Source organism: Prevotella herbatica, from assembly GCF_017347605.1.
GTDB lineage: Bacteria > Bacteroidota > Bacteroidia > Bacteroidales > Bacteroidaceae > Prevotella > Prevotella herbatica.
In genome coordinates this window covers 3272927-3288176 of the sequence record NZ_AP024484.1, presented here as the reverse complement: position 1 = coordinate 3288176, position 15250 = coordinate 3272927, and the positions used below count along the sequence as shown (strand labels likewise).

14 protein-coding genes are annotated in these 15250 nt (G+C 35.5%); 2 read left to right on the top strand and 12 right to left on the bottom strand.

What is annotated here, in order from left to right:
* Window positions 1–11 precede the first annotated feature (11 nt).
* From miaA to prwr041_RS12655, 11 genes are all read right to left on the bottom strand, one after another.
* Entirely contained in the window at window positions 12–911 is a 900-nt protein-coding gene (gene miaA, locus prwr041_RS12705; RefSeq protein WP_207154161.1) for a tRNA (adenosine(37)-N6)-dimethylallyltransferase MiaA, read from the bottom strand.
* A complete protein-coding gene (lpxA, locus tag prwr041_RS12700) occupies window positions 912–1682 on the bottom strand; it encodes an acyl-ACP--UDP-N-acetylglucosamine O-acyltransferase (protein WP_207154160.1) in 771 nt (256 codons plus the stop codon).
* 6 nt (window positions 1683–1688) lie between these two features.
* Complete coding sequence (locus tag prwr041_RS12695) at window positions 1689–3080, bottom strand: bifunctional UDP-3-O-[3-hydroxymyristoyl] N-acetylglucosamine deacetylase/3-hydroxyacyl-ACP dehydratase (protein ID WP_207154159.1); 1392 nt, start codon at window positions 3078–3080, stop codon at window positions 1689–1691.
* Between the two features lie 9 nt (window positions 3081–3089).
* Window positions 3090–4130, bottom strand: a complete 1041-nt coding sequence (gene lpxD, locus prwr041_RS12690; protein WP_207154158.1) for a UDP-3-O-(3-hydroxymyristoyl)glucosamine N-acyltransferase — start codon at window positions 4128–4130, stop codon at window positions 3090–3092.
* Between the two features lie 135 nt (window positions 4131–4265).
* Window positions 4266–5090 (bottom strand): orotidine-5'-phosphate decarboxylase, encoded by an 825-nt coding sequence (gene pyrF, locus prwr041_RS12685; RefSeq protein WP_207154157.1) that lies wholly within the window; start codon window positions 5088–5090, stop codon window positions 4266–4268.
* 27 nt (window positions 5091–5117) lie between these two features.
* The gene (gene prfA, locus prwr041_RS12680) at window positions 5118–6230 is read right to left on the bottom strand and encodes a peptide chain release factor 1 (protein ID WP_207154156.1); all 1113 of its coding nucleotides are present in this window, start codon (window positions 6228–6230) and stop codon (window positions 5118–5120) included.
* Between the two features lie 62 nt (window positions 6231–6292).
* Complete coding sequence (locus prwr041_RS12675; protein ID WP_207154155.1) at window positions 6293–7456, bottom strand: AIR synthase-related protein; 1164 nt, start codon at window positions 7454–7456, stop codon at window positions 6293–6295.
* A gap of 16 nt (window positions 7457–7472) precedes the next feature.
* Entirely contained in the window at window positions 7473–8219 is a 747-nt protein-coding gene (locus prwr041_RS12670; protein WP_207154154.1) for a shikimate dehydrogenase family protein, read from the bottom strand.
* A gap of 32 nt (window positions 8220–8251) precedes the next feature.
* A complete protein-coding gene (gene ubiE / locus prwr041_RS12665; protein ID WP_207155691.1) occupies window positions 8252–8986 on the bottom strand; it encodes a bifunctional demethylmenaquinone methyltransferase/2-methoxy-6-polyprenyl-1,4-benzoquinol methylase UbiE in 735 nt (244 codons plus the stop codon).
* Window positions 8987–9026: 40 nt separating this feature from the next.
* Entirely contained in the window at window positions 9027–9980 is a 954-nt protein-coding gene (locus prwr041_RS12660; RefSeq protein ID WP_207154153.1) for a phosphoribosylaminoimidazolesuccinocarboxamide synthase, read from the bottom strand.
* 8 nt (window positions 9981–9988) lie between these two features.
* Entirely contained in the window at window positions 9989–11035 is a 1047-nt protein-coding gene (locus tag prwr041_RS12655; RefSeq protein WP_207154152.1) for a PhoH family protein, read from the bottom strand.
* Between the two features lie 103 nt (window positions 11036–11138).
* Here prwr041_RS12655 and prwr041_RS12650 point away from each other — a divergent pair, with 103 nt between their 5' ends.
* Window positions 11139–11939 carry a DUF5715 family protein gene (locus tag prwr041_RS12650; protein WP_207154151.1) on the top strand — a complete coding sequence of 267 codons (801 nt, stop codon included), beginning with the start codon at window positions 11139–11141 and terminating at the stop codon, window positions 11937–11939.
* On the opposite strand, the gene prwr041_RS12645 is transcribed toward prwr041_RS12650, so the two are convergent.
* Entirely contained in the window at window positions 11932–12840 is a 909-nt protein-coding gene (locus tag prwr041_RS12645) for a TIGR01212 family radical SAM protein (RefSeq protein ID WP_207154150.1), read from the bottom strand. The genes prwr041_RS12650 and prwr041_RS12645 overlap by 8 nt on opposite strands.
* 179 nt (window positions 12841–13019) lie before the next feature.
* Between prwr041_RS12645 and prwr041_RS12640 the strand changes: the two genes are divergently transcribed.
* A complete protein-coding gene (locus prwr041_RS12640) occupies window positions 13020–15224 on the top strand; it encodes a S9 family peptidase (protein ID WP_207154149.1) in 2205 nt (734 codons plus the stop codon).
* Window positions 15225–15250: the final 26 nt, after the last annotated feature.

Below are 15250 nucleotides of genomic sequence, written 5' to 3'. Positions count from 1 at the left end.
TAAATTAATATTTACACGTTTTTATCTATGTATTTTAAAATTTCTTCAACGTTGTCTGGGTCAAACCATTTAATCGTATCATCACGTTTGAACCATGTCAGTTGCTTGCGCATGTATCTTCGAGTGTTTGATTGAATTTGTCTTATAGCTTCATCAACAGTGAGAAGTCCGTCCAAATAATCAAGAATTTCCTTATATCCTACAGTGTTGAGAGAATTTAAATTGCGAAAGTTATATAGTTTAGAAACTTCATCAATGAGCCCAGCGTCAATCATATCTAAAACGCGTTTATTGATTCTTTCATATAACTCTTCTCTATCTCGGTTTAACCCGATTTTTAAAATATTAAATGGTCGTTTTTTGTTTTTGTTCCTTCTAAAAGATGTATATGTTTTCCCGGTCATTAAACAAATTTCCAAAGCATGTATTACCCTGCGTGGATTTTTCTTATCTACAATATTCCAATGCTCAGGATCCAATACTTTTAATTGCTCAACGAGTTTTTCCAACCCATTTTCTTCAAAATCATGCTGTAATTTTTCTCTAGTAACGTCATCTACAGTGGGGATATCATCAATACCTTTACAAACGGCATCAATATACATCATGCTTCCACCTGACATTAACAAACTATCGTGTTTATCTTTGAAGAGTTCTTCTATAATACTTATAGCATCCTCTTCAAACATGGCTGCGCTATAGTAATCAGTAACGCTGTGATTACCAACAAAATAATGTAAAACCTCACGTTGTTGTTCTTGAGTTGGAGCCGCAGTACCAATGGGCATCTCGGCAAATATCTGTCTAGAATCTGCATTAATAATAGGCGATTCTAGATGTTTGGCGATGTTCAGACATAATTCAGTCTTTCCAACGCCAGTAGGTCCAAGAACAACAACGAGAGTTTTCATCTATCTGATAATGCCTCGTTTAGATGTTTCTACAAAATCTATTATATATTGGATTTCAGGAGTAATTTGTAGGTTATTCTTTATTTCATCAATACCTTCTGATATAATACCTTTTGAATATAACAGTCTGTAAGCTGAATGAATATGCTCTATCAACTCATTGCTGAATCCTCTTCTTCTAAGTCCAATAAGATTTAATCCACAATATTTCACAGGGAATTTTCCTGCTATAATGTATGGAGGTATGTCTTGAGAGAAACGACTTCCACCTTGAATCATTACATATCCACCGATGTGGCAGAACTGATGACATAATATTGCTGCACTTACGATCGCATTATCATCAATGGTAACTTCACCTGCAAGTTTGGTTGAATTTCCGATTATCAAACCATTTCCCAACAAGCAATCATGAGCAACATGCATATTTTCCATAAGCAAGTTGTTGCTTCCAACGATGGTTGTTTCTTTTGAAGCAGTTCCTCTTGAAATTGTTACATTTTCACGTATGCTATTGTTGTCACCAACTTGACACGTTGTAATCTCTCCAGCGAATTTTAAATCCTGAGGTTTTGTTGAAATGCTGGCACCTGGGAAAATCTCATTTCCATTACCAATTCGTGCACCAACATTTACTGTTACACTGTTCTGAAATATATTGTTATCACCGATGACGGTATCACGGTCAATATAACAGAACGGTCCAATAATATTATTATCTCCTAATTTTGCCTCAGGATGAACAAAGGCAAGTGGACTAATTTGATTCATATATAATTACTTATTTTTTACTATCTGTGCTGTAAATGTTGCTTCGGAAACAACTTGATCTCCAACGAACATATATCCTTTCATTGAACTAATCCCATGTCTTACAGGACTTAAAAGTTCAACTTTAAATAGTAATGTGTCACCAGGAACAACTTTTTGACGAAATTTTACATCGTCAATTTTTAAAAAATATGTTGAATATCTTTCCGGATTTTCAAGTTGGCTGAGAACTAACAAACCACCACACTGTGCCATAGCCTCAATCATTAAAACTCCAGGCATTACAGGTTCGTTAGGGAAATGACCTACGAAGAAAGGCTCATTAGCAGTTACATTTTTTACTCCAACAATGCTTGTAGAACCGATAGATGTAATTTTATCAACTAGTTGCATTGGATACCTATGTGGCAATAACTCACGAATACGAATATTGTCCATAACAGGCTCATCGTTGGGATTATATATCGGAGCTTGAACTTCATGCTTACGTATTTCTTTGCGCATAAGTCGGGCAAACTTATTGTTTATAGTATGCCCAGGTCTTGTAGCTATGATCCTGCCCTTTATAGGTTTACCTATGAGAGCCATATCACCAATAATATCAAGAAGTTTATGACGTGTACATTCGTTTTCCCACATAAGCGGCTTATGCTGAATGTAACCAACTTTAGTGGCATTAAGGCGAGGAACTTTCAGAACGTCTGCAAGTCGATCAAGTTTCTCTTGACTAACTTCACGCTCATATATAACAATAGCATTGTCTAAATCACCACCTTTAATTAAATTTGCTTCCAATAATGGAACTATATCACGTACAAAAACAAAAGTTCTAGCAGCAGCAATCTCTTCATCAAAAGTTTTTGTATTATCAAGTGTCGCAAATTGACTATTGATAAACTTTGAATTAAACGAGCACATTGCTGTTAAACTAAACTGATCGTCTGGAAGAATAGTGATGACAGAACCAGTCTCATCATCTTTTATTTCTATTTTATGACGAATAATATAATAGTCTTTAGCTGCATTCTGCTCTACTGTGCCAATTTCCTTAATTTTCTGTACATACATCGCTGCAGAACCATCCAATATAGGAAATTCAGGTCCATTTACCTGAATAAGGCAATTGTCAATTCCTGAAGCATAAAGCGCAGCCATACCGTGCTCTACGGTAGAAACCCTAACATCACCCTTTGCAAGGACAGTACCTCTCTGAGTATCAACTACGTTTTCAGCAATAGCATCAATTATAGGTTGTCCGTTAACGTCTATTCGCTGAATTTTATATCCAGTATTTTCTGGGGCAGGATTGAAAGTTACCGTAAGATCCAATCCTGTATGCAATCCTTTTCCAAAGAGAGAAAAACTACCCTTTAGAGTTGTTTGCTTTATAGTTTCCATATCTTATCGTTATTTTTGTTTTTTAAGTTCTGCAACTTCCTTTTTTAAATCTGCTAGTTCCTTATATATTTCTGGCAATTTTTGAATCAAGGCTTGCGACTTAAAATATGATAGTTTGCTCATCGGAGGAGTACCTATAAGGGCTTGGTTACTCTTAAGATTACCAATAACACCACTTTTAGCACCTAAAAATACCTTATCACCAATCTCTATATGTCCAGTTATGCCAACTTGACCTCCAAACATACACCATTGACCAACCTTTGTGCTACCTGCAATACCAACTTGTGCTGACATTACAGTATTTTCTCCAACTTCAACGTTGTGTCCTATTTGTATAAGATTGTCTAATTTGACACCTCTGCGTATAACTGTACTGCCCATAGTAGAGCGGTCTACACATGTATTAGCACCAATTTCAACATCATCCTCAATAGTTACAATTCCTATTTGTGGGATTTTGTCATATCCATCTTTTCCATTAGGAGCAAATCCAAAACCGTCAGCACCTATAACACTACCTGAATGAATAGTTACTCTGTTTCCTAATTTGCATCCCATATAAACAGTAACATTTGGATACATTATACAATCATTGCCCAATTTTACATTGTCTCCAATAACTGTATTTGGATATATTTGGCATCCGTCACCAATAACAGCTCCGTCTCCAATACATGCAAAAGCTCCAATATAAACATCCTTGCCAATTTGAGCTTTAGAAGATATAAAAGCTAAAGAATCAATACCATTCTTTTTAGGGCGCATAGCAGCATCATACATCTGTAATAACTTAGCTACGCAATCACGAGCATTAGCCACACGAATTATAGTTGCTTCTACAGGCTTATCTAATATCAAAGTTTCATCAACAAGAACGACTGATGACTTTGTTTCATAAATGTAATGAGTATATTTGGGGTTCGAAAGGAATGAGATTGCTCCCGGTACACCTTCCTCTATTTTTGCAAATGTATTGATAGTTACGTTTTCATCACCCTCAATACTACCCTGAATAAATTGGGCTATTTGTTTTGCTGTAAATTCCATATTTATATATCAAATTCTATAATAATTTTGCAAATATAGCAAATTTTATTCAGTTATGGTTAATAACTAAGATATTATTTGATTTTTAATGCAGTGATCGTCATAGAATACACTTTGTACTAACTGAAGATGAACTTAAGCAAGCTTTGATAGTTCGTTAGCCATTTCTAGCTGAATATCATGAGCCTTTACCGCAGCAGCATCTGCATAATCATCACCGTTACTGGCAAAAATTATACCACGTGAAGAATTTACAAGCAATCCACAATCTTTAATAATTCCATATTGGCATACTTCCTGCAAACTACCTCCTTGAGCACCGACACCAGGAACCAACAAGAAATGATTAGGTGCAATTTTACGAATGTCTTCAAACATTTTTCCTTGTGTTGCACCAACAACATACATCATATTATCTTCATTTCCCCATTCCTGACTTTTACTCAATACCTTTTCAAAGAGTCTTTCACCATTTTTATCCTCAATAAGTTGGAAATCATGGCTTCCCTTATTACTAGTAAGAGCCAATAATATAACCCATTTATCTTTATATTCTAGAAATGGTTTAACGCTGTCTTCACCCATATAAGGAGCTACAGTTAAAGCATCTAAATTATATTCTTCAAAAAATGTTTTAGCATACATTGTGCTAGTATTACCTATATCACCGCGTTTAGCATCTGCTATAATAAAATGGTCAGAATATGCTGACTTTAAATAACTTATGGTGCGCTCAAAAGCAACCATACCCTTAATACCATAGCATTCGTAAAAAGCCAGATTTGGTTTATAGGCTACACAATATTTTGCAGTAGCATCAATAATGGCTTTATTAAAAGCAAATATCGGATCTTCTTCTTTCAATAAATGTTTAGGTATTTTGTTTATGTCGACATCAAGGCCTACACACAAAAAACTTTTTTTATTGAATATCTGCTTTACTAAATCCGTTCTATTCATAATAAGTAACTCTTTTGATTCTTATATTTACAAACTTTCGGCCTTAAGTTTCTCGGCGTTTTCAGCCACTGTTAAGGCATCTATCATCTCTTGAATGTTTCCACCAAGAAATCCCTGAAGGTCATGGGTTGTAAAACCGATACGATGATCTGTAACACGTCCCTGTGGAAAATTGTATGTTCGAATTTTTGCAGAACGGTCACCTGTTGATACAAGGCTTTTTCTTCTGCTAGCAATATCATCTACGTATTTTTGATGTTCGCGATCATGGATGAAAGTATACAAACGACTTAAAGCACGTTCCTTATTCTTAGGCTGATCACGTGTCTCTGTACATTCAATAAGAATTTCTTCTACTTCGCCTGTATTTGGATTTTTCCAAGGATAGCGCAATCTTACTCCAGATTCAACCTTGTTTACATTCTGACCACCAGCACCACTAGAGCGGAATGTATCCCATTTAACGTTGCCTTCATTGATGTTAACTTCAAATTTGTCTGCTTCTGGCAACACTGCAACAGTAGCTGCACTCGTCTGCATTCTACCTTGAGATTCTGTAGATGGCACACGTTGTACACGATGTACACCACTTTCATATTTCATTGTGCCATAAACATCAGCCCCACTGATAACAAAATCTATCTCTTTGTATCCACCGACAGCACCTTCAGAGATATCAGTAATACTAAGATTCCAGCCCTTTATATCACTATATCTCTTATACATGTTGAATAAATCACCTGCAAATAGTGCAGCTTCATCACCACCAGCGCCGGCTCTAATTTCCATTTGGACATTTTTAGCGTCTTCAGGGTCTTTAGGAACTAAAAGCATTTTGATTTTCTCTTCAATTTGTGGTTGTAGAGTTTCATTTTCTTGTAATTCCTCACGAGCCATTTCTTTCATGTCAGCGTCGTTCTCATTTGTAAGAATGTCTTTTGCTTCCTTGATAGAATTCAGGCAAGCAAGATAGTCCTTACGTGCATTCATTAGGTCACCAAGGTCTTTCCATTCCTTTGTGAGTTTTACATATCGTGATTGATCTGCTATTACATCAGGATCAGTGATAAGTGTACTGACTTCTTCGAAACGGCTCTCAAGTCCGTCCAATTTCTCTAGTATGCTATTATTTTCTGGCATATATGTATATTAGTTGTTATCTTTTTGTGAAATATTATCCTAAAGGTTTTGCAACCTTTACTTTAATATTCAAAAGTTCCGAATTCTGACTTAATTATCAGGCTCTTCTTTCCTTCTTCAATATGGCCTACAATTTGTGCATCAATGTTAAACTCTTTGCTTATCTTGATTATTTCATCAGCAAATTCAGGTTTAACGTATATTTCCATTCTATGTCCCATATTGAAAACTTGATACATTTCTTTCCAATCAGTACCAGAGCACTCTTTTATCGCTCTGAATAATGGTGGAATAGGGAACATGTTATCTTTAATTACTTTGCAATTATCGCTTACGAAATGTAATACTTTGGTTTGTGCACCACCGGTACAATGTACCATACCGTGAACTTCTGGACGTAGCTTATCAAGTATTTTCTTAATAACTGGCGCATAAGTACGGGTAGGAGAGAGTACTAATTCTCCAGCGTTTAAAGGACTACCCTCAACAGCATCAGTTAATTTATACTTTCCACTGAAAACTAATTCTTCAGGGACTGCATGGTCATAACTCTCTGGGAATTTTTCTGCAAGATATTTTGAGAACACATCATGTCTAGCACTAGTAAGTCCATTGCTACCCATACCGCCATTATACTTCTTCTCGTATGTTGCCTGACCAGTAGAGCTCAATCCAACAATAACGTCTCCTGGGCGTATGTTCGCATTATCAATAACATCGCTACGCTTCATTCTGCAAGTTACAGTAGAGTCTACGATAATTGTTCTTACTAGATCGCCAACATCAGCAGTTTCACCTCCAGTTGGATAAATACCGATGCCCATATTGCGCATTTCTGCTAAAAGGTCATCTGTACCGTTTATAATAGCAGATATCAAATCACCAGGAATCAACATCTTGTTTCTTCCAATTGTACTTGATACAAGAATATTGTCTACAGCGCCAATGCATAGTAAATCATCTGTATTCATTACTATTGCATCTTGAGCGATACCTTTCCAAACATCCAAGTCTCCAGTTTCTTTCCAATACATGTATGCTAGCGACGATTTTGTACCCGCTCCATCAGCATGCATAATATTGCAATACTCAGGGTCTCCACCTAGTATATCAGGTATTATTTTACAGAATGCCTGTGGAAAGATTCCCTTATCTATATTTTTGATAGCATTGTGAACATCCTCTTTTGCAGCAGACACACCGCGCATCATATATCTATTATCCATAATATTTTTATAGTATTTATCTATCTTCGTTCCAAAATTCCCAACTAGCAAAGGCTTGCAATAAAAGCATTTCTAAACCATTCTTTACTGTTGCACCCTGTTTCGCCCCTTTTTGCATGAACAATGTCATGTCTGGATTATATATGAGATCATACAAGAGAGTATGATTATCCATATACTCATACGGTAAATCAGGACATTCATCAGCATGTGGATACATTCCACATGGTGTACAATTCACTATTACATTATATTCCTGAATAAGTTCTGGAGTAATTTTATTGTACTGAATAGCATTAGGGCGTTCACTTCTACTTACAAAAAGAGTTTCAAGTCCTAAAGACTTCAAGCCATAATTAATAGCCTTTGATGCGCCACCAGTACCAAGAACCAATGCCTTCTTATGACATTTTTCAATTAAAGGTTCTATACTCCTTGTGAACCCAATAACATCACTGTTAAAACCCTTTAGAATAGTATTCTTACCCTTATGGGAAATGCGGATAACATTTACAGCACCTATTGCCCTAGCTTCAGGACTAATATCATCAAGATAACTGATAACTTTCTCTTTGTAAGGGATCGTTACATTAAGTCCTTTCAGTTCTGGATTAGTTGCTATAATCTCAGGCATGGTTTCTATGTTAGGTATCTCAAAATTGATATACTTAGCATTGATTTTCTCGTTCTCAAACTTTTCATTGAAATAGCCAATAGAGAATGAGTGCCCCAAAGGCATACCGATTAATCCATATTTATCCATATTGTGATGTTTAAGAAAAATAATAATAGCTTTTATTTAGTAGCGAAATACATTGTACATATACCAAATGTCAATCGCTTGAAACTTGCTTCTTCAAAACCGGCCTTATGTAATATTTCCAACATCACTTCACCTTGCGGGAAAGCTTCTATCGTTGCTGTTAAATATTCGTATGCATTACAATCTTTTGAGATTAACTTTCCATAAGTCGGAAGAATAGTATGTGAGTATATTTTAAATAATTGATGCATAGGGAAACCTACAGGTTGTGTGAGTTCAACAATACTCAGATGTCCACCTTTTTTTAAAACTCTATACATTTCGCATAACCCCTTATCTAAGTCTTGGAAATTACGAATTCCAAAAGATGCAGTAACAGCATCAAATGTATCATTCTCAAAAGAAAGGTTTAAACAATCTTCCTTTTTAAAAGAAATAACATCTTGCAATCCTTCTCTTATGACTTTTTGTCTGCCGACATTCATCATTCCTTCAGAAATATCAGCTCCGACAAGAGCTTCAGGCTCCAGCATCTTTGCAGATAAGATTGCAAAGTCACCGGTTCCTGTTGCTATATCTAAAATGTTCATAGGTTTGAAAGGGGCCAACTGCTTTATAGCTTTTTTGCGCCATCCTTTGTCTATATCCCATGAGAGTCTATGATTCAGAGTATCGTATGTCGGGGCAATATTGTCAAACATCTGTTCAACTAATTTGCCCTTGTCATCGTCTCTGCCATAAGGCTTTATCTTTTCTTGTTTATACATCATTTAGTATTGTGTACACCACTTATCTATTCTAAGCGATTTAGTGTTTTGCTATTTTAAGATATTCTGAAACGTTCTTCTCAATTCTAGCTGCAATATCCCCAGATTCTGTTGTCTTATCAAGCTTTTCACCAGTAATATGCTCATAAAGTTCAATGTATCTCTGGCTAACACTTTCTGCATACTCATCAGTAATTTCAGGCATAGTCTGACCAGGCTCGTTCATGAAATTATGTTCGATAAGCCATTGACGAACAAACTCTTTAGAAAGTTGTTTCTGTGGTTCTCCTGCATTGAATTTTCTCTCATATCCATCAGCATAAAAGTAACGGCTTGAATCTGGAGTATGAATCTCATCAATCAAATAAACCTTACCATCACGCTTTCCGAATTCATATTTTGTATCAACAAGAATAAGTCCTTGTTTTTTAGCAATTTCCTGACCACGCTTAAATAGTTTTTTAGTGTAGTCTTCCATTACTTCATAATCTTCTTTAGAGACAATACCCTGAGAGATAATTTCCTCTTTTGAGATATTCATATCATGACCCTCGTCAGCTTTTGTAGTAGGAGTAACGATTGGCTCTGGGAAATATTGATTTTCCTTCATTCCGTCTGGAAGTTTTACTCCGCAAAGTTCTCTGCATCCTTCACTATAAGAACGCCATGCACTTCCTGTAAGAATAGAACGGATAATCATTTCAACACGAAATCCTTCACATTTAAGTCCTACTGTAACCATTGGGTCTGGTGTAGCAAGTTTCCAATTTGGACAGATATCACTAGTTGCATCAAGAAATTTTGCAGCTATCTGGTTTAACACTTGTCCTTTAAAAGGAATACCTTTTGGCAGGACGACGTCAAATGCCGAAATTCTGTCTGTTGCAACCATGACCATAAGGTCATCATTGATGTTGTAAACGTCACGAACTTTGCCGTGGTAAACACTCTTCTGTCCATCGAAACGGAAATCAGTTTTAGTTAAAGCCTTCATTTTAATTATTAATTAATATCGTTATCAATCTTTTCAAATATCGCAAACTCTTCCTCATCATTAAAGTGTTCACGTCTTTGTGCTCTCTTAATATTGTTTTCTTCCCTTTCTTTTTCCTTTGCCTTATCAAATTTGTCATAGGCATTCACAATGCGAGTAACAAGTTTATGTCTGACAATATCTTTTTGGGTAAGATTCACTATACTAATACCATCAACATGTTCAAGAATCTTCAGTGCTTCCTTAAGTCCACTTCTTTGATCTCTAGGTAAGTCTATCTGCGTAATATCTCCAGTTATAATCATTCTTGTACTAGAGCCCATTCTGGTCAGGAACATTCTTATCTGTTGAGATGTTGTATTTTGCGCCTCATCAAGGATTACAACAGCATCACTTAAAGTTCTGCCCCTCATAAAAGCCAAAGGAGCAATCTGAATGATATGTTTTTCCATCATTTCCTGCAATTTTGCAGTAGGAATCATATCTTCCAATGCATCATACAGGGGTTGTAAATATGGATCTATCTTATCTTTCATATCACCTGGAAGGAAACCAAGTTTTTCTCCAGCTTCAACAGCAGGGCGACTCAAGATAATCTTCTTTGCTGTCTTTTCTTTCAACGCCTTTACTGCTAAAGCTATACTGAGATAGGTTTTACCAGTTCCTGCAGGACCAACAGCAAATGTCATATCGGTCTTCTCAAATGCGTCAATAAGTTTTTGTTGATTTTCTGAACGGCTCTTAATAGGGCGACCAGATATATTGTAAACTAATACATCCTTGGTTGCTTCTGCCTTGGTTTTCTTTCCTTTTATAATATCAAGGATATCTTCGTCTGTGATTGAATTGAATTTCAAAACATGCAGACGCATAGTTTCAATGTCTTCTTCGATTTTAGCCATTTCCTCCTCATCTCCTAAAACCCTTATTACATTATCACGTGCAACGATTCTGAGTTTGGGGAATAGTGATTTAATCATCTGTAAATGACTATTATTGACGCCATAGAAGACTACAGGGTCAATTTCTTCCAAAACTATATGCTTCTCTATCAAAGTGTGAGATACTTAAATTTTAGGTGCAAAATTATTGTTTTTTTTTGAGATTACCAAATATTTAGTATATCTTTGCATGACTAAAAATGAAGTTTATAAAATCATGAAGATATCCAAGAATAGATTTTTACAGGGTTTTGGCATTATTGTTGTGTTTTTAGGCATAATAAGATGCTCGTTTCCAAATGTTGTAAAAACACATATTAGTGTATCAAAGTCAGATAGTTCATGCAATAAACCTACAGAATCAGCTAATAAATCTATTGAAAAGACGGATGAATTTTCACTAAAGATACCAGTAGCTTCTAAATTCTTTAATAAAGATGGTTCTTTGGTGAAAAATAAAATATATAGTGTTCCTAATTTTGGAATAGCCTTCCCTGATCAGAATGACGTACAATTAATTTCGGCAAAGAAATATGGAGTAAATCCAGTTCAGAATCGCAACGAAGCTGAACAACGTATTGGCGAACTTGTTTATATTGGTAGCAATCCATATTATTATGTAGACAACTTGAAATCAAGTATTCCTTACCTTGTTCCACGTGCTGCAGTTTTACTTCAAGATATTGCCCGTAACTTCTTTGATTCACTGCAAGTTAAAAGGATACCGCTGCATAAAATTATAATAACTAGTGTCATGCGTTCAAAGTCTGATGTTCAAAAATTAAGAAGTCATAATGGTAACGCTACACAAAATAGTTGTCACCTTTATGGAACAACAGTAGACGTTTGTTACAACAGATACAAAACAGTAGAAGCACCAGGGGAGAATAGACGCAAAGTAAGAAATGACACCTTGAAATGGGTCTTAAGCGAAGTTCTCAATGATATGCGTGAGCAAAATCGCTGCCACATCAAATATGAAGTTCATCAAGGATGTTTTCATATAACGGTTAAATAGAATCGCCTTGCTTAATGTTATTTTCCTTTAGATAATTCATAAAAAGGTTTGTAAATTCATAATTTTTCAGACCCCATTTCGGTGCTATAAGCATATCTGCTGGTGACTGGCTGACAAAGCGTTCCAACACAATATTTGGATTAAGATTACGAATATACTCTGCTAATAATTGTATATATTCATCAACGCTATAAACTTTAAACTGTTTTTCAGCATACTGCGTTGCTAGTTTTGTTCCTTTTATTACTTGTAGCTGATGAATTTTAAGAATATCTATTGGAAGTTGCGAAATTTTTCTGGCTTGCTTCAAGCATTCCTGAACATCTTCACCAGGCAAACCAAGTATTACATGACCACAGCATAATATTCCATGTTCATGTGTCCGCTGTATAGCTTTGCAACTACATTCAAAGTCATGTCCTCTGTTTATATCCTTAAGAGTTTTATCATTTGCACTCTCAATACCATATTCAACTATAACGAAAGTGCGTTCTTTTAGTTCTTCAAGAAAATCAAGTAATTCATCGCTAACGCAGTCTGGACGGGTACCAATCACTATTCCCACAACATCTTCAGTTTCCAAAGCTTCAAGATACATTTTCTTTAACTCGTCAAGCGGCGCGTAAGTATTTGTAAAGGCTTGAAAATATGCTAAATATTTCATGTCTGGATACTTACTCCTAAAGAATTCTTTTCCCTCTTTTATCTGCTGAGATATTGTTTTTTCTGGATTACAATAGGATGGATTAAATGTTTTATTATCACAAAACACACAACCTCCATAGCTGATTCTACCATCTCTGTTTGGGCATGAAAAGCCAGCATCTATACTTATTTTTTGTACCTTATATGGTAATACTGTTTTTATCCAAGTAGAAAAATCATTATAATATCCATTCATGCTGCAAAGATATGAAAAAAAAGTCCATGTATTATTACTTTTACTTTATTTTGCTGCTAATTAGTAACAAAAATACGAATATTATAAAATATTTGTTTTGTTTTTAGTCATTGCTAGCGTATAATAGATATTTTTTCATTAATTTTGTATTCAAATTTTAAACACTTAATTTTCATCTTATGAAGAAATTTTTTGTAATGTGTATATCTTTACTTTTTGCTTCATCTCAAATGAATGCTAATAAGATAATAACACTGAAAGATGTTACAGGAAACACCTTTTCACCAGAGTATGTTACAGGCGTAAATCCACTTCCAGGAACAGATCAATACGCTAATATTAGCGAAAACAAGAAGCAGATTCTGACTTACTCTTTCAAAAATGGAAAGCAAACAGGAGTCATGTTTGATGTGAATAACACTCAGGGTGAAAAAATCAAGGACTTTGACGGATATATTTTATCACCGGATTCAAAGTATTTACTTATTCAGACAGATACTCGTAAAATATACAGACGTTCTTTTACGGCTGTATATTATATATATAATGTGGCAACTCGTAAACTTGAAAAGCTCTCTGACGGAGGACCACAACAAATACCGACTTGGTCACCTGACGGACAGCAGATTGCATTCGTGAGAGATAATAATATCTTCCTTGTAAAACTGTTATATGGAAACGCTGAAAGCCAGATTACGAAGGATGGAAAATTTAACGAGATTATCAATGGCGTACCTGATTGGGTAAACGAAGAAGAGTTTTCTACAAATAAATCTTTATGCTTCACTGCTGACAGCAAGATGCTCTGCTGGGTAAAATATGATGAGAGTAGAGTAAAACAATATCCATTGGAATTATATAAAGGAGAAGCCCCAAGTCTTGACAGAAATTCTGTTTATCCTAGTATATATTCATATAAATATCCAAAAGCAGGAGAAGATAACTCTATAGTATCTGTTTGGAGTTACAATATAAGTAGTCATAAAACGAACAAACTTCAAGTTCCTCTAAATCCAGACGGATATATACCAAGAATCAAACCAACGACTGAAGCAGAGAAGATTATTGTTTTCACAATGAATCGTCATCAAGACGAGCTGAATCTATATAGCGTAAATCCACGCACAACGACATCACAACTTTTGATAAAAGAAAAGACAGATAAGTATGTCAAGGAAGAGGCGATGGAAGATATTATTATAGGTAAGAATTCTATAATTTTCCCAAGTGATCGTGATGGTTATATGCACCTATACCAATATAGCATGAATGGCAGTTTGCTACGCAAAATTGGTAATGGAAATTATGATATAACAAGCGTTTATGGATTTGACGAATCATCAGGTGATGTGTATTATCAGGCAGCAGCCCTTAACCCACATGACAGACAGATATATGTTTCAAAAAAGAACGGTAAAATAGAAAGACTGACTGATGCAGCTGGATATAACTCTGCTATTTTCTCTGGTGATTATAAATATTTCTTGAATACATGGGGGAATTACAATACTCCTTATGTTTTCACGATTAGAAATAATGATGGAAGAATCATATCAACTCCTGTTACCAACAGCGGACTAAAAGAAAAGATAAAGGAATATGGTTTCACACCACGTGAAGAGTTTTCATTCACAACATCTGAAGGCGTAAAACTTGACGGTTGGATGGTTAAACCAGCTAACTTTGATAAGAGCAAAAAGTATCCTGTAATAATGTTCCAGTATAGTGGTCCTGGAAGCCAACAGGTTTTAAATTCATGGAGTGCAGGTTCTATGGGAAATGGCGGTGCATTTGATCAGTATTTAGCACAGCAAGGATTTATCATTGTATGTGTTGATGGTCGCGGTACTGGCGGTAGAGGCTCTGATTTTGAGAAATGTACCTATCTTAAAATTGGCGAATTGGAATCTAAAGATCAAGTTGAAACAGCACTATGGTTGGGCAAACAAGAATATGTAGATAAAAATAAGATTGGCATCTGGGGCTGGAGCTTTGGAGGATTTAATACTTTAATGTCAATGAGTGAGGGGACTCCTGTATTCGCAGCCGGTGTTGCTGTAGCACCACCAACAAACTGGCACTTCTATGACACAATATATACAGAGCGCTATATGAGAACACCAAAGGAAAACGCACAAGGATATGCAACAAATCCAATAGAACGTGCTAATAATCTTCATGGTGCATTACTTATATGTCACGGTCTTGCAGACGACAATGTTCATCCACAAAACACAATAGAATATTCTGAGGCGTTAGTTCAAGTAGACAAAGACTTTAAAGAGAATTTCTATACGAACAGGAATCATGGTATAAGTGGTGGAAACACCAGGACCCATTTGCTAAGACAAATAACAAATTGGTTTACAGAACACCTTAAATAATAAAATGGGCAGGAATTAAATTTCTT